Here is a 25,018-nt window from a genome sequence, read left to right as displayed (position 1 = left end):
CTTGTTGTTCGACACGCAAGTTTGTTTGGTAGACTCCACCGCATGGCCACCCCCCGCCGGACCCAGCGAGAACGCCGCGAAAACACCGAAGCGGCCCTGCTCAACGCCGCCGCGCAACTGGTCGTCGAGCAGGGGGTGCGCTCGCTGACCCTGGCGCGTGTCGGCGAACGCGCGGGCTACAGCCGCGGGATCGTCACCCATCATTTCGGCGCCAAACAGGCACTGCTGGAACGGCTGGCCCGCACCGCGCAGACCGGCTTCGTGCCCGGACTGAGCGGCCTGTCACCGGGCCTGGACCGTCTCCTCGGGCTCGTCGACGGTTACATCGGCGCCCTCGGTGAAGCCGGCCTGATGCACCGGGCGTTCCTGTCGCTGTGGGCGCAGGCCGCCACGGCGTCGGAACTGGCTCCCGTCTTCCGTGACCGCGACGAAGCCTTCCGTGCCGACCTGCGCGACGACGTCGCCGCCGGCATCGCCGACGGCGACGTACGCCCCGATGCCGACCCCGCCGAGGTGGCCGTCGCCGTCGTCGGACAACTGCGCGGCATCGGCCTGCAGAACCTGCTGACCCCCGAAGCCGTCCACACCGACACACTGCGCCACAGCGTCACCGACCACTGGCGGCGAGCCCTGCGCGCCCCCTGAGCCGTACACCATCCGCGCGAGCGGCGCCGGCAAGGCAGAACCGGTGCGGACGGTGACGCTGGTCACCGGCGACGAGGCCCTGCTGGACACGACCGGCAAGGTCACCGGGGTGCAGCGGGCGAAGGGCAGGAGCGGGTGCCCTCTCGGTCCGGGAGGTCGTTACCGGACACACCCGGGTGGTGCCCGGTAACGACGAACCGTGATTGACGCAGGGGAAGTTGGGCGTCCGTGACGGCCTCGCCCACACGGGCGCCTTCCCCAGGCCGATCACCACGGCCGTCGGCCGCACCGCGTACTCGACCAGCAAGCCGGCCGCAGGCCGAGGGCCTGCAGCGGACCGGTGAGGGCGGGTTGCTCCAGCAGCTGACCAAGCGGCTGCTGGAGTCCGCCCTGGAGGGCGTGCTGACCGACGTGGGACCGGTGGAGACAGCCGTGCCCCGCTCCGGCTACGGCTTGCGCGCCACCGCCCCGTACATCGCGATGTCCTCGTCCCGTATCCCCTGCTCGCCCGTTCCGTCCGGATGCCACTTGTGGACCTGGACGATCCCCGGCTCGGCCAGCTCCAGCCCCTCGAAGAACTCGTGCGCCTCGTCGATCGTGCGCAGCCGCATCGGCATGCCGCGGGCGGCGTACTCGCGGGCGACGCGGCCCACCTCCTCCGGCGCGAACTCGGCGGTGCCGATGGTCATCGCGAGGTAGCTCCCGGACGGCAGCGGCTCCAGCAGGCGGCGGACGATACCCACCGCGTCGTCCTCGTCCAGGACGAAGTGGACGATCGCGATCACGGTCAGCGCCACCGGCTTGCCCAGGTCGAGGGTCTCCCGGAACTCGGGGGAGTTCAGGACGGCCTCCGGGTCCTGGAAGTCGGCCTCGATGTACGCCGTCTTCCCCTCGGGCGTGCTGGACAGCAGCCCCTGGGACAGGGTGAGGACGATCGGGTCGTTGTCGACGTAGACGACCCGGGACTCGGGCGCCACCGACTGGGCGATCTCGTGGAGGTTGGGCGAGGTGGGGATGCCCGTGCCGATGTCGAGGAACTGGCGCATGCCCGCCTCCTCGGCGAGCCAGCGCACGGCGCGGTTCATCCAGTCACGGTTGGCGCGCATGTGGATCGGCAGCGCGGGCCACTCCGCCGCCATGGCGTCGCCCGCCTCCTTGTCGGCGGGGTAGTAGTCCTTGCCGCCGAGGATGTAGTCGTAGATGCGGGCCGAGTGCGCGTTCTCGGTGTCGATCCGGTCGGCCGGCCATCCGTTGTTGTCGGGCAAAGCCGTCCCTCCCATTCAAAGTTGCGGTTCTTCAGTGAACGCTCGGTAAAAACAAGGGGGTTCAGAGGAGGAAGTCGGCGTCACCCGCCTTCACGCCGGTCAGGAAGCTCATCATCTCGTGCGGGGTGAAGACGAGGGCGGGGCCGTCGGGGTCGGTGGACTGGCGGAGGGCGACGCGGCCGTCGGCGAGCTTCTTCACCTCGACGCAGGCACCGCCGGCGTCGTCGCTCCAGGGCTTGGACCAGCCGTGGGTGCCGAGGTCACGGGACGGCATTCCGTTGCGTATGGAGTCGTGCGAGACGCGGTGGTGTGTGGGGTGGTGCGTGTGGTGGTGCATTCAGAGCTCCTTGCGTAGGGCACCGAGGAGTGCCTCGGTCTTTCTGGCGGGCGCCGACTGGGCGCCCAACCGGTCCAGGGCCTCGCGGTAGACCACGACGTCGTCCGACTTGTCGAGGTACACCGCGCCGACCAGGCCGCTGAGGTAGACGATGTCGGGCAGTTCGGGCGCCCTGAACCGGAAGAGATGGAACGCCCCGGCCCGCATGGCGGGGTGGGGGCCGTTGCTGAACGGCATGATCTGCAAAGTCACGTTCGGTAGCCGGTTGACCTCGATCAGATGGTCCACCTGCTCCCGCATCACCTCGGAGCCACCGACCGGCCAGCGCAGGACCGTTTCGTCCATGACGATCCACACACGCGGCGGACTGGGGCGGGTGAGGAGCTCCTGGCGCCGCATGCGCAGCGCCACCCGGCGTTCGGTGTCCTCGGGCGCGGCGTGCGGGTTGCCGGCGCTCAGCAGGGCACGCGCGTACGCCTCGGTCTGCAGCAGCCCGTGCACGAACTCCGCCTCGTACGCGCGGATCTGCAGGGCCGCCTGCTCCAGGCTCAGATACGCGGCGAACCAGTCCGGCAGGACGTCACGGTAGGTGTGCCACCAGCCGCGCTTGTTGGCCTCACGGGCCGAACTCAGGAAGGTGTCGATCTCCTGCTGGTCCGTCACGCCGTACACCTGGAGCAGCTTCTCGACGTCCGGGAGCCGCAGCCGGGCGACCTTCGCGGCCTCCAGCCGGCGGATCGTGGAGTGGCTGACGCCGATCGCCTCGCCCGCCTGCTCGAACGTCATACCGGCCCGGGTGCGCAGCTCCTCCAGCTGCCTTCCGAGGATCATCCGCAGCACGGAGGGGGCACCGCCCCAGTCGGTCTCCGCGGTCACACCGTCACCCCCTCACGTTTTCACGCCGGGCCTGTCGGTCGCAGTCTGTCACGATCACCCGCCGACCGAGCCGAAGCATGCACCCAACAAATTGCAATTTTCAACTTGCCGGTTGCGAGCCGTTGTTGGCAGGTGCCACAGTGGTCGTACCGTCCACGGCCGGAGAACGAAGGTCCGAGCAGCCCCGTTGGGGGAGATGGAGCTGCACAGGGGCCTCGTCCGTGGTGCGGAACCGGCACCGAACCAGGTGCGTAGGCAGACGAAAGGCGAACGGCGATGGCTCCGCCCTCCCTCCCCCAGCCTTTGGGCCGATTGCCTGGCGAACCCCCGTGGGACGACGACCAGTCATGGCAGGACGACCGTGGTCCTGGCCGGTCGCCCGAGCACGCGTACGCCGGCACACCCGGACACCGCCGCAGATCCGAGATGTTCGGCCTGCCCGCGACGCCCGCCTCGGTGGGGCAGGCCCGGGAGCACGTGCGCGAGGTACTGGACGCGTGGGGCGCCGACCGCGAACTGTGCGACGACGCCGTCCTGGTGATCTCCGAACTCGTCACCAACGCGCTCACCCACACGGGAAGCGACCGCGTCGTGTGCCGGCTCGGCCTCGGCGGCACACGGCTGCGTGTCGAGGTCGAGGACCAGAACCGCGGCGGGTCGCTCCCCGAGCGGCGGCAGCCCGACGCCGACGACCAGAACGGGCGCGGGCTGCTGCTGGTCGGCGCGCTCTCCAGCGACTGGGGGGTCGGCGCGAGCGCCCACGGTTCGGGCAGCGTCGTCTGGGCCGAACTGGCCTGGCAGCCGGCCGGACCGGCCCCGGAGGCCGTCGGAGCTCCGTCCCGGGAGGCCGACCCGCCCGCACCGCGGGCCGAACTCCCGGGCCGCGCCGCCGAGTCCGCCTCGGGTGCCACCGCGGCCACGGAGGCGGAGACAGGTGCGCGAATCCCGAGAGGCGGGCTCCTCGACTGGGAGGCCGGGCGCGAACTCCGTGCGTCCGAGCCGCCCTCGAACGCGGTGCGGCCGGTGCCGGGCGCGGCCACGCCACCCCCGGACGGCAGCGGGCCCGCACGGGCGGCCGCGCTGACGGTCCCCGCGGCCCGCCGAGCGGCGGTCACGTCCCCCCACGTCACCCGGCCCGTCTCCCGCTCGGCCGAAGGGCATCTGCCTCATGGAACTCCGGCACACCCGTGACCTGCGGGCGCGCACTCCCTTCGTTCCCCCTCCGCGTGCCCCCCGGCCCGCGCGACTGACCCTGCCCGCCGGGCTGTCCGCCGTTCTCGGGTACGACGCGGTCGGGACCTCCCGGGAGCACGGTGAGCGGATCATGGAGTGCCTGCCCCGGGTGGGGTGCGTCTTCGCCGACGACGAGCGCTGGTGGTGGATCGTGCCCGCCGACTCCCACATCGGCGTCACCTGGCCGGCCGGCACCCGCTACGCAGTCGGCGCCCGCGTGGCCGAGCCGTCGTGGACACGCGCCCGGCCGGACACCCGGCCCGTCGGCCCGCGCCTGATCCACGCCCCCGACGGCGACTCGCCCTACACCCCGCCCATCCCGCTGTACTTCCTCACCTGCCGCCTCGCCGGCAGCACTCCGCACTGGTCACTGGGTTCCGTGAACTGACCGTTCCCGCCGTACTCTTGGGCCGTGAGCGAGAGGAACACGCCGGGGGAGCGGGGCCCTTGGCCGACGACGCGGCCGGGACGGACGGCACGGGCGACGGGGTTACGAGGGCCACGAGGGGCGAGCTGACCCACATCCCCGCCGTCCCACCGGCCACCCGCGTCATCGACTCCACCGGCGCGGGTGACGCCTTCGCCGCGGGCTACCTCTTCGCACGGAGGCCACGCAGGCCACGCGGCCACGTCTCCGGTGAGCCCCCGCGGCGGTGCGGCCTGTACGGCACCATCGCCGGCGCCCACGCCCACGCCTGCACCGTCCCGGCCACCTGACCGACCCCGTTCGGCGGGACGAACTCCTCGCCGGGGCGGCCGGGCCGGCCGCCTGACGTTCAGGGGCCGATCGCCTGACGGTTCAGGGGCCGATCGTCGCGTGGTGGGCAGTCGCCCGCTTCTGCGCCGCTTCCAGGACCGCCATGAGCACCATCGTGCTGGAGCGGCGGTCGCGGACGTCACAGAGGACAACCGGCGTGGAGGAGTCCAGGTCGAGGGCGTGACGTACCTCTTCGGGGGTGGCGTCACGGCGGCCGTCGAAGCAGTTGACGCCCACGGCGAAGGGGATCTCACGTGCCTCGAAGAAGTCGATCGAGGCGAAGCACGCCTCCAGCCGGCGCGTGTCCGCCAGGACGACGGCCCCCAGCGCACCGGCGGACAGGTCGTCCCACATGAACCAGAAACGGTCCTGACCGGGCGTGCCGAACAGGTAGAGCACCAGCTCGGGGGAGATGGTGATCCGCCCGAAGTCCATGGCGACGGTGGTGGTGGTCTTCTTCTCCACACCGGCCAGGTCGTCCACGCCGACGCTCGCGGTGGTGATCCGCTCCTCGGTCTCCAGCGGCGCCACCTCGCTCACCGAGCCCACCATGGTGGTCTTCCCCACGCCGAATCCGCCCGCGATGAGGATCTTCAAGGCGGTGGGCATGACCGGCTGGGAGCTGACGGATCTCATCCCGCACCCTCTCGACGTGTTCCGCGCCTGGCCGCTCGCTCGGCGCGGGCCGGGACTGGACAGTGATCCCCGCGCGTGGCGAGTCCGGACACCTCACGTGTCCTGCACGTAGCCGAACGGGGTCTCCTCGCGCGGCGCGGCGGACAGGTGCTGGCCGACCTGCTTGACGAGCGTGCCCATCTCGAAGGCCATCACCCCGACGTCCACCTCCTCGGAGGCGATGGCGGCGAGCCGCGCGCCCTGTCCCGCGGCGGTGACGAACAGGAACGCCCGCTCCATCTGGATGACGGTCTGCTGGACCTCGCCGCCGTGGAAGTGGCGCGCGACGCCCCGGGCGAGGCTGTGCATGCCCGAGCCGACGGCGGAGAGGTGCTCGGCGTCGCCCCGGCGTATGTCCTTGGACTTGCCGATGAGGAGGCCGTCCCCGGACAGTACGACGGCGCAGCGGATCTCCGGTATCCGTTCCACCAGTCCGTCCAGGAGCCAGTCCAGCTGGGGACCGGGTGGTACCTGCTCACTCATTCCTGCATGTTCCTCACGGTCGGTCGGCGCCGTGGGTGCGCCGGTCAGGTGGCGCGTCGGGGTGCGCCAAGTCGCGGGGGTGCCGGGGCCGCCGGTCAGCGGACGCCGGGGCCGCACGGTGGCGGCGGTGCTCCTCGGCCGTCGTCCGGAGCGGGGCCGCATGCCTCTCCGCGACCGGACTGGCTTCTTTGTGCCGCCTCCGCGCGCAGTTGCCGGGTGAGGCTGGTTCCCCGGGACCGCCGCGGCAGGACCGGGGGAGTGACCGGCGGACCGGAACGGCCCTGCGGGAAGCCCCCGGTGGACGCGCGGCCGGACCGGCCGGACTCACCGTCCTGCAGGGCGGCGGTGGCACCGGGTCCCGCGCCGAGTCCCGTGCCGGTGTCGGGCTCCGTGGCCGTGCCGGCGACCAGGTCCCCCGGCACGGTGAACGGCACGGCGAGCGATGACCGGAGATTCTGGCGGGAGGCGGACCGATGACGTGTCCGCCAGTCGCGGGTGCCTGGCATCTGATTCCTCGTACGACAGCGAAACACTGGTGATGGTTCGGGCGTGGCGCACCGTGCCCGTGATCCCCCGCGCGTGTGTTGACAGAGCCTTCGCACATGTCAGCGACCGGGTGAACCGTACCAGGCCGTCGGCCTGCCGTCAGCAGTCGCCTGGACGCAACTGACAGGGTGCGCACCGCAGTTGAGGGGCCGCCCGAAGCTGACGGAGGGTGATCACATCGAGGACTCCCCCGTCGGCGAGCCGCGCGCTCTTCGCGCTCCACCGAAGATTTCACCTGTGGGGGTATGTCGCGGATTCCGTGTGGAGTGGTGGAGTTCTTGTGGCGGTCGGCGTCTCCGGCCAGGGCTCCGGTCAGGCTGGCCCCACGGCGGAAGAAGCCCTGGTGGAGACCCCTGCGAGGTCGCTGGTCGTCCAGGTCTCCGTGGCGCTGACATGTGTGCGTGAGGCCCCGGATCGGACGCCGTGCCCGGCCGGTATGTGGAGGGTCGACGTCCGGTTGTGGATCTTGCCCTGGCGGCGATGGGCCGACCCTTGGCATGGTCCGACTGGTCGCTGACCTGGCATCTCGCGCGACACCGGGGGCCTGGACCGCCCGTTGCGCCCGCAGTGGCCCTGTGTCACCCCAACGGTCTGTCGGTGGTGTCGCTGCGTCAAGTCCCCGAAAACAGCGTGCGGTTAGGTCCCGTAATGGCTGAATCGAACCCCTGTGCGCACTTTTGGGGGTCCACAGGTCGAGACCTCTGTCATGACGCATGGCTGACGCACGTTATCTTGGCCGAAAATCAATGGCCTGCCAGTTCAAACATGGACAAGGAGTGCGAGCGTGAGGGGCGGTCAGCGCTCACCCCTCGTTACTGGCGAATCAGGGAGTGCATCCCTGGTGGTCGAGCCAGTCGCTCCCCTCGGCCAAACGTTCAGGACCGGTCCAACTCGGTCTGAAAGGTATCACAATGTGGACAACCGATCTTTCATATCTCACATTCTCGCGCCAGTCGCAACGGCTTGGGTTTCAGCCAAACCACCTAAACGATCTTGGCGTGGAGGGTCGATTTGTAGACCATATTGCCGTCGGCCAGCCCCTGCCAGGATGCACGGCCCGACGTACAGCCTCCGCGCCGCTCTGGGCGCGGTGAAGCGCGGAGAAGGGCTTGTCGTGGAACACGTCTTCACCACCCAGGACCACGAGGATCTGCGACAGCGCGTACGCGATTTTGCCGAGCGCGACGTGCGACCGCTCATACCCGAGATGGAAGCCTCCCGCACCGCGACGGTCGAACTGTCCCGGTTGATCGCCAAACAGGGCTGGATCGGAGCCACGATCGACCCGTCGTACGGCGGCATGGGTGCGGGTCACCTTGCCAAGACCATCATCATCGAGGAGCTGTCCCGGGTCAGTGGCGCGATGGGCGCCATGGTCCAGGCCTCCCAGTTGGGCGTCGCCAAGATTATTCACTTCGGCAACGAGCTCCAGAAGCGGCAGTGGCTGCCCCCGATAGCCGACGGGCAGATCCTGCCGACGATCGCCGTCACCGAGCCGGTGTCGGGCGGCTTCGTGACCGACATGGAGAGCACCGCCGTCCGGGACGGCGACGACTACGTACTGAACGGGCGCAAGGTCTTCGTCGGCAACAGCCACGTCGGGGATCTGCACGGCGTCGTGGTGCGCACCGGCCCCGGCTCCAAGGGGCTGACCGCGTTCCTCGTCGAATCGACCAGGCCGGGCTTCTCCCTCGCGCCGCAGGTGCCCTCCATGGGGCTGCACGGCTTCAGTTTCGGGGAGCTCATCTTCGACAACTGCCGCGTACCGGCGGTCAATCGCCTTGGCGAGGAGGGGCAGGGGCTCGCCGTCGCCTACTCATCGTCGGTGCTCTACGGCCGGCCCAACCTCACCGCGGTGTCCCTGGGGATCCACCAGGCCGTCTTCGAGGAGACCTCCAGCTACTGCCAGGAGGTGTTCCGGCGGAGCAAACCTCTCGGGCAACTGCCCAATGTCAAGCTCAAGCTGGGCAGGATGCTGCAGAGGCTGACGCTGGCCCGGCAGAGTGCCTACCTGGCCGCACACCTGCTGGACCAGGGGCGTCCCTGCGACGTCGAGCTCATGACCGCCAAGCTCTTCAACGTCGAGTCCTCCATCGAGTCGGCCCAGGAGGCCATGGAGATACACGCCGCCGCCGGGCTGTTCACCGACCGGCCCATCGAGCGGTACCTCCGCGACGCCCTCCACATCTACGCGCCCGCGGGCACGTCCGACATCCAGGCCCTGCGGCTGGGCGAGTTCGCCCTGGGCGAGAACAAGGGCCAGTGGTCCCAGCGCCTCGCCGACCTCGTACGCAACCCCCGCTCGGTCCCCCTGCGGACGCGACCGGAGGCCGTCGGGGAGCTCGTGTAGCGGCACGGCGAAAAGGCCGGACCATGGGGGACGGGCGGGGGATCCGGTTCAGAGGCAGATGAGCCGCGGGCACCACACACGTGCCCGCGGCTTCGCCGTGTCGCAGCCGGCCGTACTCCTTCGTCCCAGGAACACCAGCGGCCGCCCGGTCACATGCCGCGGCCCTCCGCCCGGGCCTGGATCCAGTCGGCCATCTCCTGGGCCATGCTCTTGATGATCTCCAGGCGCTGCCGGCCCCACGGCCGGGCCTCGGTGTCCACGACGCAGATCGTCCCGAGGTTGATGCCCTCAAGCGTGTCCGCCAGGGGCGCCCCCATGTAGGAGCGGATGCCGATCTCGTCCACGACCGGATTCCCGGCGAACCGCGGGTAGTCGCAGACGTCGTCGAGCACCAGCGCCGCCGTCCGCTTGACGGTGTGCGGGCAGAAGCCGTGGTCCAGACTCATCTCCCGGCCCACGGGAGGAGCCTGGTCCTGCACCGACCGCTGTTCCACGCTCACCGCCCCGGCGTCGGGCGTGTAGAGCCCCGCGAAGAACTGACGCCGGTGGTCGATGAAGTTCACCATCGCGAACGGCGCGTCGAGTTCCGTGGCGAGGCGGCGCGCGAACTCGTCGAACTCGGGCAGGGGAGTGCTCCCGATTCCGAGCTGGGCGAGCCGGGCGGCCCGGTGCGGGCCGGCCGGGTCCTCGGGGGTCAGCAGCAGGCGGTCGAGGGGCTCGTACGTGGAGTAGGGATCTGTGCTGTGCATGTGAACTCCGTTCGGGTGTCGGCTGGGTCGAGCAGGGATCAACGGAGCACGTTGGCCTCCTGCGCCCCGGAGCCGTAGGTCAGGCTGAGCAGGTGCTCGACGAGGGTGAGGAGCACGCCCGTGCTGGAGCTGCACTGCCGGGCGTCGCAGAAGACGACGGGCGCGTCGGACTTGAGGCCGATGGCCTGGCGCACCTCCTCGTCGGTGTACCTGTAGGCACCGTCGAACTCGTTCACCCCCACGACGAACGGGATTCCGCGCAGCTCGAAGAAGTCGACCGCGGGGAAGCACGCGTCGAGTCTGCGGGTGTCGGCGAGAACGACCGCTCCCAGCGCGCCGTCCGACAACTCGTCCCACATGAACCAGAACCTCTCCTGCCCGGGTGTGCCGAACAGGTAGAGGACGTGTTCCGAGTCGAGGGTGATCCGCCCGAAGTCCATCGCCACGGTGGTGGTGGACTTGTCCTCGACACCGTCGAGGCTGTCCGTGCGGGCGCTGATCGTGGTGATGACCTCTTCGGTGTTCAGGGGAGCGATCTCGCTGGCCGCCCCGACGAAGGTCGTCTTGCCGACCCCGAACCCCCCGGCTATGAGGATCTTCAGGGCGGTCGGGAAGTGGTCAGAGCCGCGCGCGAAGACCATCGAGCACCGCCTCCAAAGTCTCTCGGTTGGCGGCCGTCGCCGCCTCAATGACACGTGGCGCCCGTGCGGTGAGCGCCTCCTGCTGTACAAGGTCGGACAGAAGGACCTTGGTGACGGCGACCGGGAGTTTCATGAGGGCCGCCAGCTCGACCACCGACACGGGGGTACTGCACAGGCTGAGCACCGTGTCGTGGTCGGGGCCGAGGTCGGCGGCCGGCCGTACGCCGGTGGACATCACCAGGGTGAGCATGTCGAAGTGCGTCGAGGGCCGAGTGCGTCCGTTGCTGACGGTGAAGGGCCTGACCAGGCGTCCGGCCTCCTCGTCCAGGAACATCTCGTCCGGCTCGTCCGGCATGTTCAGTTCCCCGCCCCGGAGGACGTGATGGTCGGCCGGCGCGCGGGGGTCGCGAGGAACGGCTGCACGGCCCGGATCAGCATGCCCATCTCGTAGCCCAGCGTCTCCGTGTGCGTCGTCGCGTCCGCCGTGACCGCGAGCACGGCACCGTGGCCCGCGGAGGCCACGATGAGGATGCCGTTGTTCAGCTCCACCACGACCTGGCGGACGGCGCCGCCGCCGCCCAGGATCCGGTCCTGGCCGTAGGAACGGCCCAGTGAGTTGAGGCCGGACGCTATGGCGGCGAGTCGGTCGGCGTCGTCGCTGGCGAGATCGGCGTGGGCTTTCCTCAAGCCGTCGGAGGAGAGCAGCAGCACCTGCCGCGTACCCGGCACGGTCTTCTTCAGGTTCTCCAGCAGCCAGTCGACGTTCTGGCCGGTGGGGTGGCTATCGCTCACCATGGTGCGGTTCTTCTCCTTGAGATTGATACGAGACCCAACGCGAGTCGCCCCCCGGGCTCACGTCGGACGAGGTGCCGGCGAGGTTCATCCCCCGGTTGATCCCGGCCAGGAGGCCGGGGTTGAACCCGGGCTCCTCCGCGGCCTCGTCCTGCCGGGAGAGGGGGCCGTCCCGGAGCTCCGGCGCAAGGTGGCTCTGCGGGCGGCGCTGCGGCAGTACGGGCCTGGGCTGCTGGGACCCGTGCGGCGCGGGAATCCCGGCGCCGGCCGACCGGCCGTCATGCCGGGCCTCGAACCGGGACTGGGCCATCACGGGCCGGGGCGCCGCGGGCTGCGGAGCCACCGGCTGCTGCGGCTGCGGCTGGTGCCGCGGGGCAGCGGCCGGCGTGCCCGGCGCGGACGACGCGGCCCACGTCTGCTGCGGTGCGGCGGGCGCGGGCGCCGGACGGGGTTCGGCGGGCATCGCCTGGGCCGGTGCCTGGCCCTCCTCGGCGCCGAGGAGCTGGTGCGGGAGCACCAGGATGGCCTGAACGCCGCCGTAGATGTTCCCGGTCAGCTTGACCGCGATGCCGTGCCTGCGGGCCAGCGACGAGACGACGAAGAGGCCGATGCGTCCGTCGGCGAGCAGCGTGGCGATGTCGACGTGACCCGGGTCCGCCAGCAGGGCGTTGATGCGGTCCTGGTCGTGCTGCGGAATCCCGAGGCCCCGGTCCTCGACCTCCACGGCGATACCGGCCGTGACCCGCCGCGAGCGCAGCAGGATCTGGGTGTCCGGCTTGGAGAACGCCGTGGCGTTCTCGACGAGCTCGGCCAGGAGGTGGATGACGTCGGCGACCGCGTGACCGCGCAGCGTGCCCTCGATGGGCGGTACGAGCTTGACGCGCGAGTACTGCTCGACCTCGGCGATGGAGGAGCGCAGCACCTCGGTCAGCGTCACCGGGTTGGTCCACTGACGGCGGGAGACCGCGCCGCCGAGCACCGCGAGGTTCTCCGCGTGCCGCCGGATGCGGGTGGCCAGGTGGTCGATGCCGAAGATGCGCCGCAGCAGGTCCGGGTCCTCGACCTGGTTCTCCAGGTCGTCCAGCTCACGGATCATGCGATGGACCAGGGACTGCAGCCGGCGGGCCAGGTTGACGAAGACCTCGACCTTGTCGTGGCTGTCCTCGGAGGCGGCCTCGGTGAGCCGCGCCGCCTGGACCAGAGCCTCGCGGGCGTTGTGCTGCGCCTCGGCGAGCTCGTACACGAGCACTTCCCGCGGGTCCCCCGAGCGGGGGGCCGGGTGGGTGAACACCCGCGGATGGAGCTGCTCACCCCGTTCGAGCGCGGCGAGGGCCTCGTCGAGCGGCCACTTGCCGTTCGTGACGGTCTGACGCAACGAGGCGATCTGTCGCGACTCCCTGCGGGCCTGGGAGCGGGCGGAGGAAACGGCGGCGGCTATGCAGCCGCACCCGAGGGCGGCGGCACTCGCCACGATGCCCCAGGTGGTGGCGTCGACAGCGCCCTGCTTCAGGTGCAGGACGAGGGAGGTGACGGCGGCGGTCGCCGTCGCTCCCATGAGCGACACGGGGAGAACCGCAAGCCGGACCAGACGGGACCGCACCTCGGGGGAGGGCGCGGGCTCCGAAGAGGGGGACTTGCCGTGCCGGTTGCGGGGCGGAGGCGTCACAGGGGCCGGCCGACCGCGTTCCGGGTTTGTGTCATAGGGCGGGGGTTCAGGCATCGGAGTCCTCTCGATCAGCCAGTACGCGACAGAGTAGCGAAAGACGTCAACCATCTGACCAGCCGCTCAAGTTGCTCCTGGAAGGGATTTTCACTTGAACACGCATCAAAGGCCGCGAGGCCCGGACGTGGCTCCGTCGGCCCCTCACAGGGAGTCACCCGACGCTTCGTCATCGGGGCTGCCGACCGAGCAACTTCAGCCACGGGACCAGCGGTTCGGCCCCAGGCGAAAGTGCCGTCGCACACTGTGCACAGGGGCTACCTGTAACATTCACAGCGCGTCGACGGCCCGGTGGGTTGACCCGTGTTCCCAACTGTCCTGTAAGGCAGTCGCGTCGAGGCCCGGGAGATGTCTCCCGCGTGTGCCCGCCGCTCCTCGCGCCACGATCGGCGTCTCCCGTGAGGACACGTGTCACCGGAGCAAGAACTGCCTATGCTCTGGTCAAGATTTCGAATTTCGCGGAATGCTGGAGGGGCCAGGGTGGGGGACTTGGGTCCGGGCGGTGAGCGGTCCTTGCGGAGCGAGCTCGACCGGGGGATCGGCCACTACATGGCTTCGGTCGCGGAGCACCTGCTGACCGAAGGGCTGCCGGTGAGCAGCATCGCTGTCTACAGCGACTTCACGGACGAGGCACAGAGCCGCCATCAGAAGGACGTCGAGGGCGCGATCTACTTCACCAGCAGGTTCGAGAGAGCCCTGCTGGACGGCCCGGGGACCGCGCAGCTCCACTGGTGCGCGGTCTCCGGCTGGTGTCTGGTCCTCATCCACGGCACCCCGTACGCCGAGAGCCGGACCTTCCGCTGGCTCGGTGAAGGGCTGTGGCCCGTGCGGGAGGCCGTCGCACGCTTCGTCCTGACCATGCGGGCCGATCCCCGCAGCAAGAGCAGCGAGCGTCCGCTGTACCGCTCGCCGGGGGCGGACCTGGAAGGCCTCGCCGGCCGTCTGCGGATGTTCGTGCCCGAGGCGGGCTCCCCGGGCGAGGACGACTACCTGTACCGGTTCGCCCGGCGGCTCAGCGAGACCTACCGGGACCGGATCGGGGAGGCGCTGCTGGCGCCGCAGCAGGACAGGGTGAAGGTCGTGCTCGCCAGCGGTGAGTTAGCGGCGCTCCGGCTCATGTCGGACTTCGTCGAGGCCACCGAGGTCGTCTCCGAGGGCGGCTCCCGGGCGCTGCCTCCCGGGCCCGGCTCGCTCGCCCACCTGCTGGCGAACGACCTGACCCGGCGTGGTCAGCACAGCGACAACCCGCAGGACGCCGCGGACACCTACCGGGAGGCCCAGGACCGGGCCATCGCGGATCGCAACAGCCTTCAGCGCCTGCCCAGATGAACCCGTCCAGCCGAACCCGCGACCGGCCCTGGCCGACTGGCCCCGTCCGACTGGTCCGGTCCGACTGGCCCGTCCACTGGCCCCGGGGCCCGGGCGGCTGCCGGCAGGAATGCCGCCCGCCCCCGGCGTGCGCTCGGCTCAGCGCGAGCGGTACCGCATGTCACGGGGACTCACGCCGTACCGCTGGCGGAACGCCGTGCTCAGCGTGCTCGCCGAGGAGAAGCCCGAGGCGTGGGCCAGGTCCGTGATCGTCAGGTGCTCGCAGTCCGCGCACCGGAGACGGTCGCGGACCAGCCGCAGACGCTCCTCGCGGATCAGATCGCGCGGTGTGGTGCCCGCGCGCTGCAGGGCGAGCTGTATCTGGCGCAGCGACCAGCCCAGGGCGCGCGCCATCGACGTACCCGTGAGGCCGGGGTCACAGGCGTGCTCGCGCACGTAGCGGCGGACCATCGCCTCGACCTCGCCGAGGTGGCCCGGCGCGCCGGGCCGGTCGTCACCGGCGGCGAGCATGCGGACCAGTTCGACGACGCGGTCCGAGACGGCGTTGAACTGCGGGTCGGTGAGGTGGTGGCGCTCCTCGTACAGGTCGCTCAGCATGGAGCGCACGATCCGGCCGAGGCCCTTGGTCAGGTCGAGTCCTGTCGCCACCGGTGACTTGCGGTTCAGCGGGCCGTCCACCTCGTGGGCCGGGATGGTGAGGATGAACGCCTGGGTGTTCGCGTCCTGGAGACACTGGAAGGGCTCCCCGAACGTGACCAGCGTGCCGGTCCCCGGTGTGAGCCTGGCCTCCTGGCCGTCCTGCCGCAGCACGATCTCGCCGCGCAGGGGAAGCAGCAGACGGTAGTCCTCGTCGGGGTCCTGCCGCACCTGGTGGGGGGTCCGGCTGTACTCGATCTCGTCCGAGGCGTACTTGACGAGTTGATAGGCCCCGGTGCGCTGGCGGACGGCCTCGCCGCGGAAGTTGTCGGTGCGCGCGTACCTGAAGTCCATCCGCGGCTGGTACGTCCCGACGCGCTCGCGCCAGAAGTCGGCGCGCTCGCGAGGATTGACCTCTCCCGTGCTCCGCGACTCGACGGTGTAGCTTCCCGCGGGCAACGATCCCCCTCCGTGGTGATGGGTCCCGACGGTTTCGTACATGCTGTTCCGTACGGTTCGGCGTCGTCTTCCGTTCGCGTGCGCCGGCCGTTACCCAGGGAAACCCTAGTGGCGCCCGGTTGCCCTCGCACACCACCCGTGCGTCCCTCGGCAACTTCTCTGCGCGTCACGGAAAGTGCACGCGCCGTCGCACAACTACCGTCGACGGCTCTGCCCACTCACGCCACCCGCGGCGACTTGAGGACATGGCGACCTGTGGACGTGACGTAAGGACTTGTGACCTCATGACCGAGCCCATACCGGAGGCGGTGACCTGGGGCCTGGCCGCACTGCTGGTGGTCACTGCCGTGCTTCTGGTGCGTCAGCACGGGATCACCCGCCGGCAGCGCGGACGCGGCGCGGATCTCGCGGACGGACTGCGCGCCCGGGACGAGGCACTGCGCCACCTGCTCCTGGTCCGCCTGCCCGCCCTCGCGGACGCCCCCCACCAGCCCGCCCCCAGCCCCGTGGACTCCCGCCTCGCCGACACGGAGTTCGCGAAGGGCCTGGAAGAGATCCTCGTCCGCTTCTCCAGCGCCGTGGAGCACGCGCAGGTGCGCGCCGACCAGTCCGCGAAGGCCGCGCTGAAGGCGTCGATGCGTTCCATCCAGGCCCTCGCCAACGAGCAGCAGGTGTCCATCTCCGAGATGCAGGAACGGCACGACCGCCCCGACGTGCTGCGCGACCTGCTGGAGATCGACCACACCAACGCCCAGTTCGGCCGCCGCGCCCAGGCCATCGCCGTGCTGTGCGGCTCCTGGCCGGGGCGCCAGCGCGCGACCTCGCCGCTGGTCGAGGTCGTCCGCGGCGCGACGTCCCGCATCCGCGACTACCGCCGTGTCCGCGTCACCGGCGAGGTCGACGTCGCCGTGGAGAGCCGCGCGGTGGAGCCGGTCGTCCTCGCCGTCGCCGAACTCCTCGACAACGCGGCCCGCCACTCGCAACCGGCCACCCACGTCGAGGTCAACGTCCAGGTGGTGCACAACGGCGCGTGCGTGGTCGTCGACGACGCCGGCGTCGGCATGGACGGGCAGGCCGTCGAGCGCGCGGGCGAACTGCTCAGCGGGCGCCGCGCGGTGGACGTGACCCGCCTCGACGACCCGCCCCAGTTCGGCTTCGCCGTCATCGGGGTCCTCGCCCGGCGCTACGGCTTCAGCGTCTCCGTGGACACGCGCTCACCGTACGGCGGTGTCCGTGCCGTCGTGTTCGTGCCGTCGACCCTGCTGACCCACGTCGAGTCCACTGCCCCCGAGCCCGCGGTGACCGAGCCCGACGCGCCGCGCACGCGGGCTCCCGAGCCGGCCCCGGAGCCCGCTCCCGAGGCCGCCGCCTCCGCATCGCCCTCAGCCGCTCCCGCTCCCGAGCCCTCGCCCTCGCCCGAGCGCGAGTTCGAGCCGCGTCCGGCGGAGCCCGTGGGCACCACGGCTGGTGGTCTGCCGAAGCGCCGCCGCCGTACTCCCTCGAAGCCGGCTGCCGCTCCCTCCGAGTCCGCCACTTCCGCGTCCGCCTCCACCGCGGCGGAGGACGTTCCCGCCCGCTCGCCCGAGGAGAACGCCCGCATCATGGGCGCCTTCGCCCGCGGCACCCGCGTCGGCCGCGAGGCGGGGGAGCGCGCGGCCGACGAGGCGACGCGGGGGGACGCGCCGGCGGACCCGGTACGGCCCGGTCCCGAGCCGCGGGAGGACCGGTACGCGTTCTCGTGGGAGACCGCGCGCGAGGAGGAGCCCGTACGGGAGGCGCCGCGGTACGAGCCCGTGTGGGAGGTCCTCGAGAAGGAACCGGAGCCGGAGCGCGACACCGGAGCCCTACGACGGGACGAGCCCGCCCCACAAGAACCCGCTGAAGCCGCTACAGCCGCTGAAGCCGCGCACGCGACGCCCCAGGAAGACGAAGGGACACCCCACGCATGATCGAGCCCACGACCAACGAGCTGGGCTGGATGCTCGACGAGGTGCTGAAGGTGCCCGAGGCGCGGCACGCGATCCTGCTCTCCGCCGACGGCATGCTGCGCGCCCACTCCGCCCACATCGGCCGGGACGACGCCGAGCGGCTCGCCGCGGGGCTCGCCGGGGTGCAGTCCATCAGCCGGAGCACGGCCGAGTTCTGCGGCACCCCGGACACCCCGTGGCGGCAGACGCTGATCGAGTTCGGGCACGGCTTCGTCTTCCTCGTCGCCGCCGGTGAGGGCGCCTACCTCGCGGTGTCCACGGGCGCGCACGTGGACATGGAGGCCGTCACGTACCGCATGCACAAGCTGGTCGACCGGCTCGGCAAGGAGCTGACCAGCCCGGCCCGGGTGGACACCGGCAGCCGCGCATGACCCCCCGGCGCCGCCCCCCGGGACGACTGGTGAGGTCGTACGTCGTCACGGACGGCCGCGCCTTCCCGTCCCGCAACACCCTGGACCTGGTCACCATGGTGGTCACCGGAGAGGACCTTCCGGTCACCGGTCTCAGTCCGGAGAAGCGCCGGGTGGTGGAGCTGTGCCGGCCCGGCGCCCTGTCCGTCGCCGAGGTGGCCGGGCACCTGGCGCTGCCGGTCAGCGTCACCAAGGTGCTGGTCGCCGACCTCATGGACAGCGGCCACCTCGTCACCCGCGCCCCCTACGTCCCGGCGAACCCGGCGTCCAACATCCGCATTCTCGAGGAGGTCCTCGATGGGCTCCGCGCCCGCCTCTGACGCCCTGTCCGCCGTCTATCTGCGGCCCACCGTGAAGACGGCGGCCAAGCTGCTGGTCGTCGGCCACTTCGCGGTCGGCAAGACCACGTTCGTCGGCGCGCTGTCCGAGATCCGGCCGCTGCGCACGGAGGAGGTCATGACCCAGGCGGGTGCCCTGGTCGACGACCTGGCCGGCACGCGCGACAAGACGACCACCACGGTCGCCCTCGACTTCGGCCGGCTCACCCTCAGCGACCACCTGGTGCTGTACCTGTTCGGCACGCCCGGCCAGCAGCGCTTCACCGAACTGTGGCAGGACATGACGAGGGGCGCCCTCGGCGCGCTCGTCCTCGCCGACACCCGGCGGCTCGACCAGTCCTTCGACGTGATGGGCGTCCTGGAGGAGCTGGGACTGCCGTACGCGGTCGCCGTCAACCACTTCGACGGCACGCCCCTGCACGAGCTGGACGAGGTCCGAGAGGCCCTCGACCTGCTGCCCGAGACACCGCTCGTCCGCTGCGACGCCCGCGACCGGGAGTCGTCCACGCGGGCGCTGATCGCCCTCGTCGAGTACCTGCTCGGCCGCACCGGCACCAGCGAACGGGAGCACGCGTGACCTCCGTACCACCTGTACCGCCTGTCCCGCCCTCCGTACCGCCCCCGGGGTGCCCGGCCCACGAGCCCCTGTACGGCCCCGAGTTCGCCTCCGACCCCGGCGCCGTCTACCAGCGGCTGCGGGCCAAGGGACCGACCGCGCCGGTCGAACTCGCCCCCGGTGTCCGGGCCAGGCTCGTCACGTCGTACGCCGCCGCCCTGCACGTCCTGCGCAGCCCGGAGACCTTCGCCAAGGACCCGCGCCGGTGGAACGACCTCGCCGACGGCACCGTCCCCATGGACAGCCCGGTCGTGCCGATGATGATGTACCGGCCCAACGCCCTGTTCACCGACGGCGAGGAGCACCGCCGGCTGCGCGGCGCCATCACCGACAGCCTGGCCCGCGTGGAGCCGAACACGCTGCGCGAGTACGTCGAGCGCAGCGCCGACACGCTCATCGACCGGTTCGCGCCGAGGGGGGAGGCGGACCTGCTCGGTGAGTACGCGCAGGTCCTGCCGCTGCTCGTGTTCAACCGCCTCTTCGGCTGCCCGGCGGACTACGGGGTGCGGCTGGTCGAGGGCATGTCCGGGATCTTCGACGGGGTGGACGCCGAGAAGGCCAACGAGCTGCTGACGAACACGCTGATCGAACTGGTCGAACTGAAACGGGCCCGACCCGGTCATGACGTGACGTCCTGGCTGCTGGCGCATCCGGCGCGGCTCGCGGACGACGAGATGGTCCACAGCCTCGTCGTGCTCATGGGCGCGGGCACCGAGCCGCAGCAGAACCTGATCGCCAACAGTCTGCGGCTGCTGCTGTCCGACGACCGGTTCGCGGGCAGTCTCTCCGGGGGGAGCCTGCCGGTGGAGGACTCCCTCGACGAGGTGCTGTGGACGGACCCGCCCATAGCCAACTACGCGGTGCACTACCCCAAGCACGACGTGATGTACGAGGGCACGCTGCTCAGGGCGGGCGATCCGCTCGTCGTCAGTCTCGCCGCCGCCAACACCGATCCGGCACTGGCGTCCGATCAGCGGGCGGGCAATCGTGCCCACTTGGCGTGGAGCGCCGGCCCGCACAACTGCCCGGCGCAGAGCGAGGCGCGGCTGATCGCGGCGGTGGCGGTGGAGAAGCTCCTCGACCGTCTGCCCGACGTCGAACTCGTCGTCTCCGTGGAGGAGTTGGAGTGGAGGCCCGGCCCCTTCCACCGGGCGCTCGCCGCGCTGCCGGTGACGTTTCCGGCGGCCGCGGCGGCCGCGCCGTCCTCGGACGACGCGCCGGCGACCCGGAGCCGGCCGGCGGCGGGCCCGTACGGCTCGGCCGCGGAGTACACGCTTCCGTCGTCCGAGGTGGGGCGCCGGAGCGCGAGTGGGTGGGGGCGGTTGCTGGCGTGGTGGCGGGGGGAGTGACGGGGCTTGGGCGGGGGTTTCCTCGCCCCCGCCGCCCCTACCCGTCCCATCCTGTCCTTCGGGGGCTGCGCCCCCAGACCCCCGCATAGGCCTGACGGCCTCGTCCTCAAACGCCGGACGGGCTGGATATGCCTGGCCTCGGCTGAACCCCAAGCCCCAGCCGGTCAAAGCCCAGCACGGCCTCGCCCCCCGCCAGCAACCCGCGCGCTCCAGCCCGGCCCGCACGCTCCAGCCCCGCCGCGCACCCTTCAGCCCCTCCGGCGTTTGAGGATCGGGGGTCCGGGGGCCGGCCCCCCGAAACGGGTCCGGGGCGGAGCCCCGAAAGGACGGGGGTCCAGGGGGCGCAGCCCCCTCGGCCGGGGTCGAAGGGGCAGCGCCCCCTGAGGACGGGACGGGTAGGGGTGGCGGGGGCGAGGAAAGCCCGGCTCAGCCCAGACGGAGAACCCCCGGCTCAGCCCAGACGGAGAACCCCCGGCTCAGCCCAGACGGACCGGCAGGTGGCGGTGGCCGTTGGAGATGAAGGAGTCCACGTGGCCCAACTCCTCCTCCGCCGCCGCGAGTTCCAGGGACGGGAACCGCTCGAAGAGCGCCGGCAGCGCGATCCTGGCCTCCAGACGGCCCAGCGGAGCGCCGAGGCAGTGGTGCACGCCGTACCCGAACGCCAGATGCTCCTTGTCGGCCCGCGTGACGTCGAAGACGTCCGCGTCCCCACCGTGCCGCCCGGGATCCCGCCCGGCAGCGGCGTACGCGGCCAGGATCGGTTCGCCCTTGCGGATCACCATGCCCTCCGGACCGCCGAGTTCACCGAGGGCGAGGTCCTCCACGGCGTACCGCAGCGGCAGGCTGGCGACGGGGGCGTCGCGCCGCAGGGTCTCCTCCACGACGTCGTCCCAGGAGGCCCGCCCCGACCGCACGTGCGCGAGCTGCTCGGGATGGGTGAGCAGGGCGTGGATCGCGTTGTCGAGGAGGTTGACCGTGGTCTCGTGCCCGGCGCTGATCAGCAGCACCAGGGTGTCCAGCAGTTCCTGCTCGCTGAGCCGGCTACCGCCCTTCTCGTCGCGGGCCGCTATCAGGCCGCTGGTCAGGTCGTCGCCCGGCGACTTCCGCTTGGCGGCCACGAGTTCGCCCAGCACGGTGTACAGGCGTTCGTAGGCGGCGGTCATCTCGCCCGGCTCGGCCGAGGTGTCGAAGACGCGGTCCACCAGCTCCCGCAGCTCGGGGCCGTTCTCGTCCGGCACGCCGAACAACTCGCTGATCACCCGGATCGGCAGCGGATAGCACAGCTCCTCGCGCAGGTCGACACGTCCGGCGCGGCGCCCGGCCTCCTCGATGGTGTCGAGCAGTTCCTTGGTGATCTCCTCGATGCGGGGCTGGAGCGCGGTCGTACGGCGTGCGGTGAAGGCCTTGGAGACGAGGAGGCGGAGGCGTTTGTGCTCGCCGCCGTACGCGGTGAACATGTTCCGCACGGCGACCCACGTGAACAGCGGCCACTCCGGGGTGATCCGGCCGTCGGCGAACCGCGGCCAGTGCCGCCGGGGGTCCTTCGACACCCGGGGATCGGTCAGCAGCCGCTTCAGCAGGTCGGTGCTGCTGACCGCCCACGCCTCGACCTCGCCGGGGAGTTCGACCCGGGTCACCGGCCCCCTCGCCCGGATCCGGGCGGCCTCACCGTGGATGTCACGGCCGGTCGCGTCAATCGCTAAGGGGGTTGGCTGTCCCATCGGGGCCTCCCGGGCACTCGAACCGTCGATACGGTCCGTCACGCTATGCCACCGCAGGGTTGCCGGCGAGATCGCATGGGGAGCGCTGCGTATGAGCGCAACTTCCCTGCGCGCGCCGACAACTGCCGTGCGCGCCGCGACAAGCCGGCGGCCCCAGGCGCTCCTTACGCTCGAAGAACCCTCCGTAAGGCCGGTGAGCGCGATGACGGACCGCAGGGTTCCGCGGTGGATGTCCCCCCACAGCGCCGAGGTGCGCACCGTGCCCGCCGGCTGCTGGTGGGACGCGGTGCGTGTGCCGGCCGCGCCGGGCGTCCGGGCGCTGGCCCTGCTCGGCGACAGGACCGGCGCGGTCATCAGGGACGGCTACGGCGGCATTCTCTACTGGCTGGTCCCGCCCGGTGAAACGGTGGGCCGGCACTTGACGGGCATCCAGGTCCTCGGGCACGGCAGCCATGTGGCCGTCCCGCCCGCACGCCGTACGAAGGGTCCCGGCCTGTACTGGCAGGTCCCCCTGGTGTACGGCCGCGAGTGCACGGACCCGGCCCGCCTCCACGCGGCCCTGTCGGCGGCCCTCTCCAGCGGGCCCGCCCGCTGACTACCCTGTCGTGCCGCGGGCCCACGTACGACATCCCCGTGCCCGGCTTCCGGCCGTGGGCCGCGAGGTCGGTACGGGGATGCGGTGGGGGGACGGGCTACGGGGTGGCGGCGGGGGACGCCTGGTCGCGATGGCGGCGCAGCAGGTGCCGCTTCTTGCGCGGTTCCTGGTCCGGCAGCCAGCCGAAGGCCATCACGCTGCCGGTGAGGCCGAGCACCAGCCCGATCACGAACCCTCCGATGTTGGAGGTGAGCCAGCTGCCGACCGAGAGCAGCGCGCCGATGATCGAGTAGAACAGCCGCTGTGAGGGGTTGAACATGATCAGCAGCCCGGAGATCATCATCACGGTGGGGATCAGGTACCCGGCGAGCCCCTGCATGCCGATGTGCAGGATGACCGGAAGGGGTGCCTTCATGGTCACCAGGATCTCGGCGCCGCCCAGGGTGAGCAGCAGCCCGCCCGCGAAGGGACGGTGCCCCCTCCACTCGCGGAAGCGGTTCACTGCGGGCAGCCCTTGTCGCCGAACCTCATGTGCAGGTCGGGCAGCTTGAAGACGGCGGCGGTGGCGGCGTAGTTGTGCTGGTACAGGTCGGTGATGACGACCTTGTCCGCCTGCTGGCCGTAGACGCCCTTGGGGCCCTTCTGGTCGACCTTGTCGAAGGTGCTGGAGTCGCGGCCGATCTCGATGTTGTTGAACGCCGCGTCGCCCTTGATCTCGTCCGAGTCGATGGCGAGGTTCTTCACGCTCACCGGCTTGGACCCGCCGCCGGCGGTGAGGACGAGCTTGATGCCGCCGAGGTCGACACTCTGGCAGAGGTTCTTCAGCTTGCCCTTCTTCACGACCGAGGTGACGACGAGGACCTGGCCGCCGGTCTCACCCTGGTTGGGGCTGTCCGGGATCATCTCGTCCAGCGAGCCGTACTGCGCGAACCCGTCGCCGTCGAGCCTGTCGGCCGTGACCACGAACGGCATGCCGGAGATGGCGAACTGGACGCCGAGAGCACCCTCGGCGGTGAGGATCATCAGAGCCGCGGTGAGCGCGGTGGCCGGCACGGCCATCACGGCGGCGCGGCGGGCACGGACCCGCCCGCGTCTGCCGGATCTCTCGGGGGTGGAATCGTTGGACGCCGTGGCGTCCGTGGGTGAGGCCATGTCTGCTCCCTGGGCACTCTCAACGCGATAGGCAGGAACTCAGGCGGCACGTTGTCCTGGCGCGGACAGCGCTTGCGGCGCCTGCCCCGTGCCTCCCGACAGCACAGGAGCTTGATTGCTACGCCGCAGTAGCCAGCCAGGAAGTTACCCGTGGTTACATTCAAGGGTCAAGGTACTTGTGGCAAAGGGATGTTGGTTGTGTCCTACCTGTGAAGAGGGGGAGCGCTCTCACCTCGGCATTCGTCGTTTTCTTTCAACGTCCGCTGGCGTGAGTGATCTTGACGCTGCGTCAGTAACCTATGTGACACTCCATCAACTTGGCTGCGATGCCTTGACGTTGGCTCTTCTCCAGGTCTACAACTCTCCCTGGTTTCCCCCGGATCCGTTGGCGCCGGATCCGTCGCGCAGCGCTTTCGACATCCCGAGCTGCGCATTCCGTCGCAGTCACCATCCCCCTCCACGGCACCGGCACGGTCGCCTTCCCTCCCTCTTGGGTCGTGTCCGGCCGCTCGGCTGCCGCTGCCGGCCCGTCGCGTACGGAGAAGGCGTCACGGGCCGGCAGCGGTGCGCCACATCGCCGTGCCCCCTTTCGCGCGCACCGAGTGCACCGAGTGCACCGCCGCGCGCACCCACCCGCAGCCCTCACTTCGAGAAGAGGCACCCCCATGCGTACGAAGTCCCTCATGGCCCTCGCCGGCACCGCCACCGCTCTCGTGCTGGCGGTCGGCGCCACCCCCGCCTCCGCCGCCGACACCGTCCTGACCACCGGCAGCGCGGGCGGCGACGCCGTCGCGGTCGGCGACGAGCTCAGCGCGTCGCTCGCCTCCGGCACCACCGCCAACTTCTACTCCAGCGCCACCGGCACCAGCGGCGTCTCCTGCGCCACCTCGACGTTCAAGGCCGACGTCACGGCCAACCCGGCGGCGCCCGGCACGGCCACCGAGTCGGTCAAGGAGCACACCTTCAGCAACTGCACCAGCAACGTCGTCGGCGTCCTCGGTGTCACCAGAGTCACCGTCGACAACCTGCCCTACACGGCCGCCGTGTCCTCGGACGGCGCCGTCTCCGTGACCCCGCGCGCGGGCTCGGTCATCCAGACCACCGTGGTCCTGCGCACCCTGCTCGGCAGCATCAACTGCGTCTACCAGTCGGCCGGCATCAGCGGCACGTCGAACAACGACGACAACAGCATCAACTTCACGGCCCAGGCGTTCACGAAGACCTCGGGCTCGTCCCTGTGCTTCAGCACCGGCTACTTCACGGCGAAGTACGCGCCCGTCACCGACACCACCCAGGGCGGCGCGACGGTCTTCACCAACTGAGTCACCAACCGAGTCACCAACCGAGCCGGCGGAT

At 70.9% G+C, this 25,018-nt stretch carries 27 protein-coding genes and 2 pseudogenes; 15 read left to right on the top strand and 14 right to left on the bottom strand.

Going from position 1 to position 25,018, the window contains the following annotated elements; genetic code table 11:
• The first annotated feature begins 42 nt into the window (after positions 1–42).
• Positions 43–645, top strand: coding sequence for a TetR/AcrR family transcriptional regulator (locus tag ACZ49J_RS38070; protein ID WP_467455332.1), 603 nt, complete (start codon positions 43–45; stop codon positions 643–645).
• Between the two features lie 309 nt (positions 646–954).
• Positions 955–1,098: pseudogene (locus ACZ49J_RS38065) on the top strand (IS256 family transposase); the annotation flags it as partial.
• On the opposite strand, the gene ACZ49J_RS38060 reads toward ACZ49J_RS38065, so the two are convergent.
• Genes ACZ49J_RS38060 through ACZ49J_RS38050 form a run of 3 tightly spaced genes read right to left on the bottom strand, consistent with a single transcriptional unit; the run spans position 1,092 to position 3,123 of the window.
• Entirely contained in the window at positions 1,092–1,925 is an 834-nt protein-coding gene (locus tag ACZ49J_RS38060; RefSeq protein ID WP_467455334.1) for an SAM-dependent methyltransferase, read from the bottom strand. The pseudogene ACZ49J_RS38065 and the gene ACZ49J_RS38060 overlap by 7 nt on opposite strands.
• Positions 1,926–1,971: 46 nt before the next feature.
• Positions 1,972–2,247 carry a DUF397 domain-containing protein gene (locus ACZ49J_RS38055; RefSeq protein ID WP_467455336.1) on the bottom strand — a complete coding sequence of 92 codons (276 nt, stop codon included), beginning with the start codon at positions 2,245–2,247 and terminating at the stop codon, positions 1,972–1,974.
• A complete protein-coding gene (locus tag ACZ49J_RS38050) occupies positions 2,248–3,123 on the bottom strand; it encodes a helix-turn-helix domain-containing protein (protein ID WP_467455337.1) in 876 nt (291 codons plus the stop codon).
• Between the two features lie 312 nt (positions 3,124–3,435).
• Between ACZ49J_RS38050 and ACZ49J_RS38045 the strand changes: the two genes are divergently transcribed.
• From ACZ49J_RS38045 to ACZ49J_RS38035, 3 genes are read left to right on the top strand one after another with little or no spacing between them, the layout of a single operon-like run.
• Positions 3,436–4,314, top strand: a complete 879-nt coding sequence (locus ACZ49J_RS38045; RefSeq protein WP_467455338.1) for an ATP-binding protein — start codon at positions 3,436–3,438, stop codon at positions 4,312–4,314.
• A complete protein-coding gene (locus tag ACZ49J_RS38040) occupies positions 4,292–4,744 on the top strand; it encodes a hypothetical protein (RefSeq protein ID WP_467455339.1) in 453 nt (150 codons plus the stop codon). Before ACZ49J_RS38045 ends, ACZ49J_RS38040 begins: the two co-directional genes overlap by 23 nt.
• Positions 4,745–4,803: 59 nt before the next feature.
• Entirely contained in the window at positions 4,804–5,073 is a 270-nt protein-coding gene (locus ACZ49J_RS38035) for a PfkB family carbohydrate kinase (protein WP_467455340.1), read from the top strand.
• A gap of 82 nt (positions 5,074–5,155) precedes the next feature.
• Here ACZ49J_RS38035 and ACZ49J_RS38030 read toward each other — a convergent pair whose 3' ends face one another.
• Together ACZ49J_RS38030 and ACZ49J_RS38025 are read right to left on the bottom strand one after the other, a co-directional pair.
• A complete protein-coding gene (locus ACZ49J_RS38030; RefSeq protein ID WP_467455341.1) occupies positions 5,156–5,749 on the bottom strand; it encodes a GTP-binding protein in 594 nt (197 codons plus the stop codon).
• Positions 5,750–5,842: 93 nt separating this feature from the next.
• Entirely contained in the window at positions 5,843–6,271 is a 429-nt protein-coding gene (locus ACZ49J_RS38025; RefSeq protein ID WP_467455342.1) for a roadblock/LC7 domain-containing protein, read from the bottom strand.
• A gap of 1,660 nt (positions 6,272–7,931) precedes the next feature.
• Here ACZ49J_RS38025 and ACZ49J_RS38020 point away from each other — a divergent pair.
• On the top strand, positions 7,932–9,167 hold the full coding sequence (locus ACZ49J_RS38020; protein ID WP_467455435.1) for an acyl-CoA dehydrogenase family protein: 1,236 nt from the start codon (positions 7,932–7,934) through the stop codon (positions 9,165–9,167).
• Between the two features lie 149 nt (positions 9,168–9,316).
• Here ACZ49J_RS38020 and ACZ49J_RS38015 read toward each other — a convergent pair whose 3' ends face one another.
• The 5 genes from ACZ49J_RS38015 to ACZ49J_RS37995 are packed head-to-tail and all read right to left on the bottom strand — an operon-like array spanning position 9,317 to position 12,904.
• Positions 9,317–9,916, bottom strand: coding sequence for a GAF domain-containing protein (locus ACZ49J_RS38015; RefSeq protein WP_467455343.1), 600 nt, complete (start codon positions 9,914–9,916; stop codon positions 9,317–9,319).
• Positions 9,917–9,954: 38 nt separating this feature from the next.
• On the bottom strand, positions 9,955–10,557 hold the full coding sequence (locus tag ACZ49J_RS38010) for a GTP-binding protein (protein WP_467455344.1): 603 nt from the start codon (positions 10,555–10,557) through the stop codon (positions 9,955–9,957).
• Positions 10,535–10,912: a DUF742 domain-containing protein gene (locus ACZ49J_RS38005; RefSeq protein ID WP_467455345.1), complete on the bottom strand. Its 378-nt coding sequence runs from the start codon at positions 10,910–10,912 to the stop codon at positions 10,535–10,537. Before ACZ49J_RS38005 ends, ACZ49J_RS38010 begins: the two co-directional genes overlap by 23 nt.
• A gap of 2 nt (positions 10,913–10,914) precedes the next feature.
• The gene (locus ACZ49J_RS38000; protein WP_152776243.1) at positions 10,915–11,352 is read right to left on the bottom strand and encodes a roadblock/LC7 domain-containing protein; all 438 of its coding nucleotides are present in this window, start codon (positions 11,350–11,352) and stop codon (positions 10,915–10,917) included.
• Entirely contained in the window at positions 11,339–12,904 is a 1,566-nt protein-coding gene (locus ACZ49J_RS37995) for a sensor histidine kinase (protein ID WP_467455436.1), read from the bottom strand. Before ACZ49J_RS37995 ends, ACZ49J_RS38000 begins: the two co-directional genes overlap by 14 nt.
• Positions 12,905–13,549: 645 nt before the next feature.
• Here ACZ49J_RS37995 and ACZ49J_RS37990 point away from each other — a divergent pair.
• On the top strand, positions 13,550–14,398 hold the full coding sequence (locus ACZ49J_RS37990) for a hypothetical protein (protein ID WP_467455347.1): 849 nt from the start codon (positions 13,550–13,552) through the stop codon (positions 14,396–14,398).
• A gap of 138 nt (positions 14,399–14,536) precedes the next feature.
• Here the strand turns inward: ACZ49J_RS37990 and ACZ49J_RS37985 are convergent, their stop codons facing one another.
• Complete coding sequence (locus ACZ49J_RS37985; RefSeq protein WP_467455349.1) at positions 14,537–15,493, bottom strand: AraC family transcriptional regulator; 957 nt, start codon at positions 15,491–15,493, stop codon at positions 14,537–14,539.
• A 284-nt stretch (positions 15,494–15,777) separates the two neighbouring features.
• Between ACZ49J_RS37985 and ACZ49J_RS37980 the strand changes: the two genes are divergently transcribed.
• From ACZ49J_RS37980 to ACZ49J_RS37955, 6 genes and pseudogenes are all read left to right on the top strand, one after another.
• The gene (locus tag ACZ49J_RS37980; RefSeq protein ID WP_467455350.1) at positions 15,778–17,442 is read left to right on the top strand and encodes an ATP-binding protein; all 1,665 of its coding nucleotides are present in this window, start codon (positions 15,778–15,780) and stop codon (positions 17,440–17,442) included.
• Entirely contained in the window at positions 17,439–17,852 is a 414-nt protein-coding gene (locus ACZ49J_RS37975; protein WP_467455351.1) for a roadblock/LC7 domain-containing protein, read from the top strand. The genes ACZ49J_RS37980 and ACZ49J_RS37975 overlap by 4 nt, the downstream gene beginning before the upstream one ends.
• Positions 17,849–18,211, top strand: coding sequence for a DUF742 domain-containing protein (locus tag ACZ49J_RS37970; RefSeq protein WP_467455352.1), 363 nt, complete (start codon positions 17,849–17,851; stop codon positions 18,209–18,211). Before ACZ49J_RS37975 ends, ACZ49J_RS37970 begins: the two co-directional genes overlap by 4 nt.
• The gene (locus ACZ49J_RS37965; protein WP_467455353.1) at positions 18,189–18,806 is read left to right on the top strand and encodes a GTP-binding protein; all 618 of its coding nucleotides are present in this window, start codon (positions 18,189–18,191) and stop codon (positions 18,804–18,806) included. The genes ACZ49J_RS37970 and ACZ49J_RS37965 overlap by 23 nt, the downstream gene beginning before the upstream one ends.
• The gene (locus ACZ49J_RS37960) at positions 18,803–20,194 is read left to right on the top strand and encodes a cytochrome P450 (protein ID WP_467455354.1); all 1,392 of its coding nucleotides are present in this window, start codon (positions 18,803–18,805) and stop codon (positions 20,192–20,194) included. Before ACZ49J_RS37965 ends, ACZ49J_RS37960 begins: the two co-directional genes overlap by 4 nt.
• A pseudogene (locus ACZ49J_RS37955) lies at positions 20,145–20,319 on the top strand (cobyrinate a,c-diamide synthase); the annotation flags it as partial. The gene ACZ49J_RS37960 and the pseudogene ACZ49J_RS37955, both read left to right, overlap by 50 nt.
• A gap of 351 nt (positions 20,320–20,670) precedes the next feature.
• On the opposite strand, the gene ACZ49J_RS37950 reads toward ACZ49J_RS37955, so the two are convergent.
• Positions 20,671–21,915: a cytochrome P450 family protein gene (locus ACZ49J_RS37950; RefSeq protein ID WP_467455355.1), complete on the bottom strand. Its 1,245-nt coding sequence runs from the start codon at positions 21,913–21,915 to the stop codon at positions 20,671–20,673.
• Positions 21,916–22,144: 229 nt separating this feature from the next.
• On the opposite strand from ACZ49J_RS37950, the gene ACZ49J_RS37945 reads away from it, so the two are divergent.
• Entirely contained in the window at positions 22,145–22,510 is a 366-nt protein-coding gene (locus ACZ49J_RS37945; RefSeq protein WP_467455357.1) for a bifunctional DNA primase/polymerase, read from the top strand.
• 97 nt (positions 22,511–22,607) lie between these two features.
• On the opposite strand, the gene ACZ49J_RS37940 is transcribed toward ACZ49J_RS37945, so the two are convergent.
• Both ACZ49J_RS37940 and ACZ49J_RS37935 read right to left on the bottom strand, forming a co-directional pair.
• Positions 22,608–23,012 (bottom strand): DUF6114 domain-containing protein, encoded by a 405-nt coding sequence (locus ACZ49J_RS37940; protein WP_467455359.1) that lies wholly within the window; start codon positions 23,010–23,012, stop codon positions 22,608–22,610.
• The gene (locus ACZ49J_RS37935) at positions 23,009–23,662 is read right to left on the bottom strand and encodes a DUF6230 family protein (protein WP_467455360.1); all 654 of its coding nucleotides are present in this window, start codon (positions 23,660–23,662) and stop codon (positions 23,009–23,011) included. The genes ACZ49J_RS37940 and ACZ49J_RS37935 overlap by 4 nt, the downstream gene beginning before the upstream one ends.
• 665 nt (positions 23,663–24,327) lie before the next feature.
• On the opposite strand from ACZ49J_RS37935, the gene ACZ49J_RS37930 reads away from it, so the two are divergent.
• Positions 24,328–24,984, top strand: a complete 657-nt coding sequence (locus ACZ49J_RS37930) for a Tat pathway signal sequence domain protein (RefSeq protein WP_467455361.1) — start codon at positions 24,328–24,330, stop codon at positions 24,982–24,984.
• Positions 24,985–25,018: the final 34 nt, after the last annotated feature.

The sequence above is a fragment of the Streptomyces sp. NPDC030840 genome, assembly GCF_055572015.1.
Note: the sequence above shows the minus strand (reverse complement) of the source record. Positions and strands in the feature narration are given on the sequence as shown.

What these genes read in the sequence shown, in the direction of transcription:
- ACZ49J_RS38060 (WP_467455334.1), bottom strand. Translation starts at nt 1,925, where the DNA reads ATGGGAGGGACGGCTTTGCCCGACAACAACGGATGGCCGGCCGACCGG.
- ACZ49J_RS37950 (WP_467455355.1), bottom strand. Translation starts at nt 21,915, where the DNA reads ATGGGACAGCCAACCCCCTTAGCGATTGACGCGACCGGCCGTGACATC.
- ACZ49J_RS38070 (WP_467455332.1), top strand. Translation starts at nt 43, where the DNA reads ATGGCCACCCCCCGCCGGACCCAGCGAGAACGCCGCGAAAACACCGAA.
- ACZ49J_RS38000 (WP_152776243.1), bottom strand. Translation starts at nt 11,352, where the DNA reads ATGGTGAGCGATAGCCACCCCACCGGCCAGAACGTCGACTGGCTGCTG.
- ACZ49J_RS38030 (WP_467455341.1), bottom strand. Translation starts at nt 5,749, where the DNA reads ATGAGATCCGTCAGCTCCCAGCCGGTCATGCCCACCGCCTTGAAGATC.
- ACZ49J_RS38005 (WP_467455345.1), bottom strand. Translation starts at nt 10,912, where the DNA reads ATGCCGGACGAGCCGGACGAGATGTTCCTGGACGAGGAGGCCGGACGC.
- ACZ49J_RS37945 (WP_467455357.1), top strand. Translation starts at nt 22,145, where the DNA reads ATGTCCCCCCACAGCGCCGAGGTGCGCACCGTGCCCGCCGGCTGCTGG.
- ACZ49J_RS38025 (WP_467455342.1), bottom strand. Translation starts at nt 6,271, where the DNA reads ATGAGTGAGCAGGTACCACCCGGTCCCCAGCTGGACTGGCTCCTGGAC.
- ACZ49J_RS38055 (WP_467455336.1), bottom strand. Translation starts at nt 2,247, where the DNA reads ATGCACCACCACACGCACCACCCCACACACCACCGCGTCTCGCACGAC.
- ACZ49J_RS37930 (WP_467455361.1), top strand. Translation starts at nt 24,328, where the DNA reads ATGCGTACGAAGTCCCTCATGGCCCTCGCCGGCACCGCCACCGCTCTC.
- ACZ49J_RS37965 (WP_467455353.1), top strand. Translation starts at nt 18,189, where the DNA reads ATGGGCTCCGCGCCCGCCTCTGACGCCCTGTCCGCCGTCTATCTGCGG.
- ACZ49J_RS37975 (WP_467455351.1), top strand. Translation starts at nt 17,439, where the DNA reads ATGATCGAGCCCACGACCAACGAGCTGGGCTGGATGCTCGACGAGGTG.
- ACZ49J_RS37970 (WP_467455352.1), top strand. Translation starts at nt 17,849, where the DNA reads ATGACCCCCCGGCGCCGCCCCCCGGGACGACTGGTGAGGTCGTACGTC.
- ACZ49J_RS37935 (WP_467455360.1), bottom strand. Translation starts at nt 23,662, where the DNA reads ATGGCCTCACCCACGGACGCCACGGCGTCCAACGATTCCACCCCCGAG.
- ACZ49J_RS38010 (WP_467455344.1), bottom strand. Translation starts at nt 10,557, where the DNA reads ATGGTCTTCGCGCGCGGCTCTGACCACTTCCCGACCGCCCTGAAGATC.
- ACZ49J_RS38040 (WP_467455339.1), top strand. Translation starts at nt 4,292, where the DNA reads ATGGAACTCCGGCACACCCGTGACCTGCGGGCGCGCACTCCCTTCGTT.
- ACZ49J_RS38015 (WP_467455343.1), bottom strand. Translation starts at nt 9,916, where the DNA reads ATGCACAGCACAGATCCCTACTCCACGTACGAGCCCCTCGACCGCCTG.
- ACZ49J_RS37980 (WP_467455350.1), top strand. Translation starts at nt 15,778, where the DNA reads ATGACCGAGCCCATACCGGAGGCGGTGACCTGGGGCCTGGCCGCACTG.
- ACZ49J_RS37995 (WP_467455436.1), bottom strand. Translation starts at nt 12,904, where the DNA reads ATGGGAGCGACGGCGACCGCCGCCGTCACCTCCCTCGTCCTGCACCTG.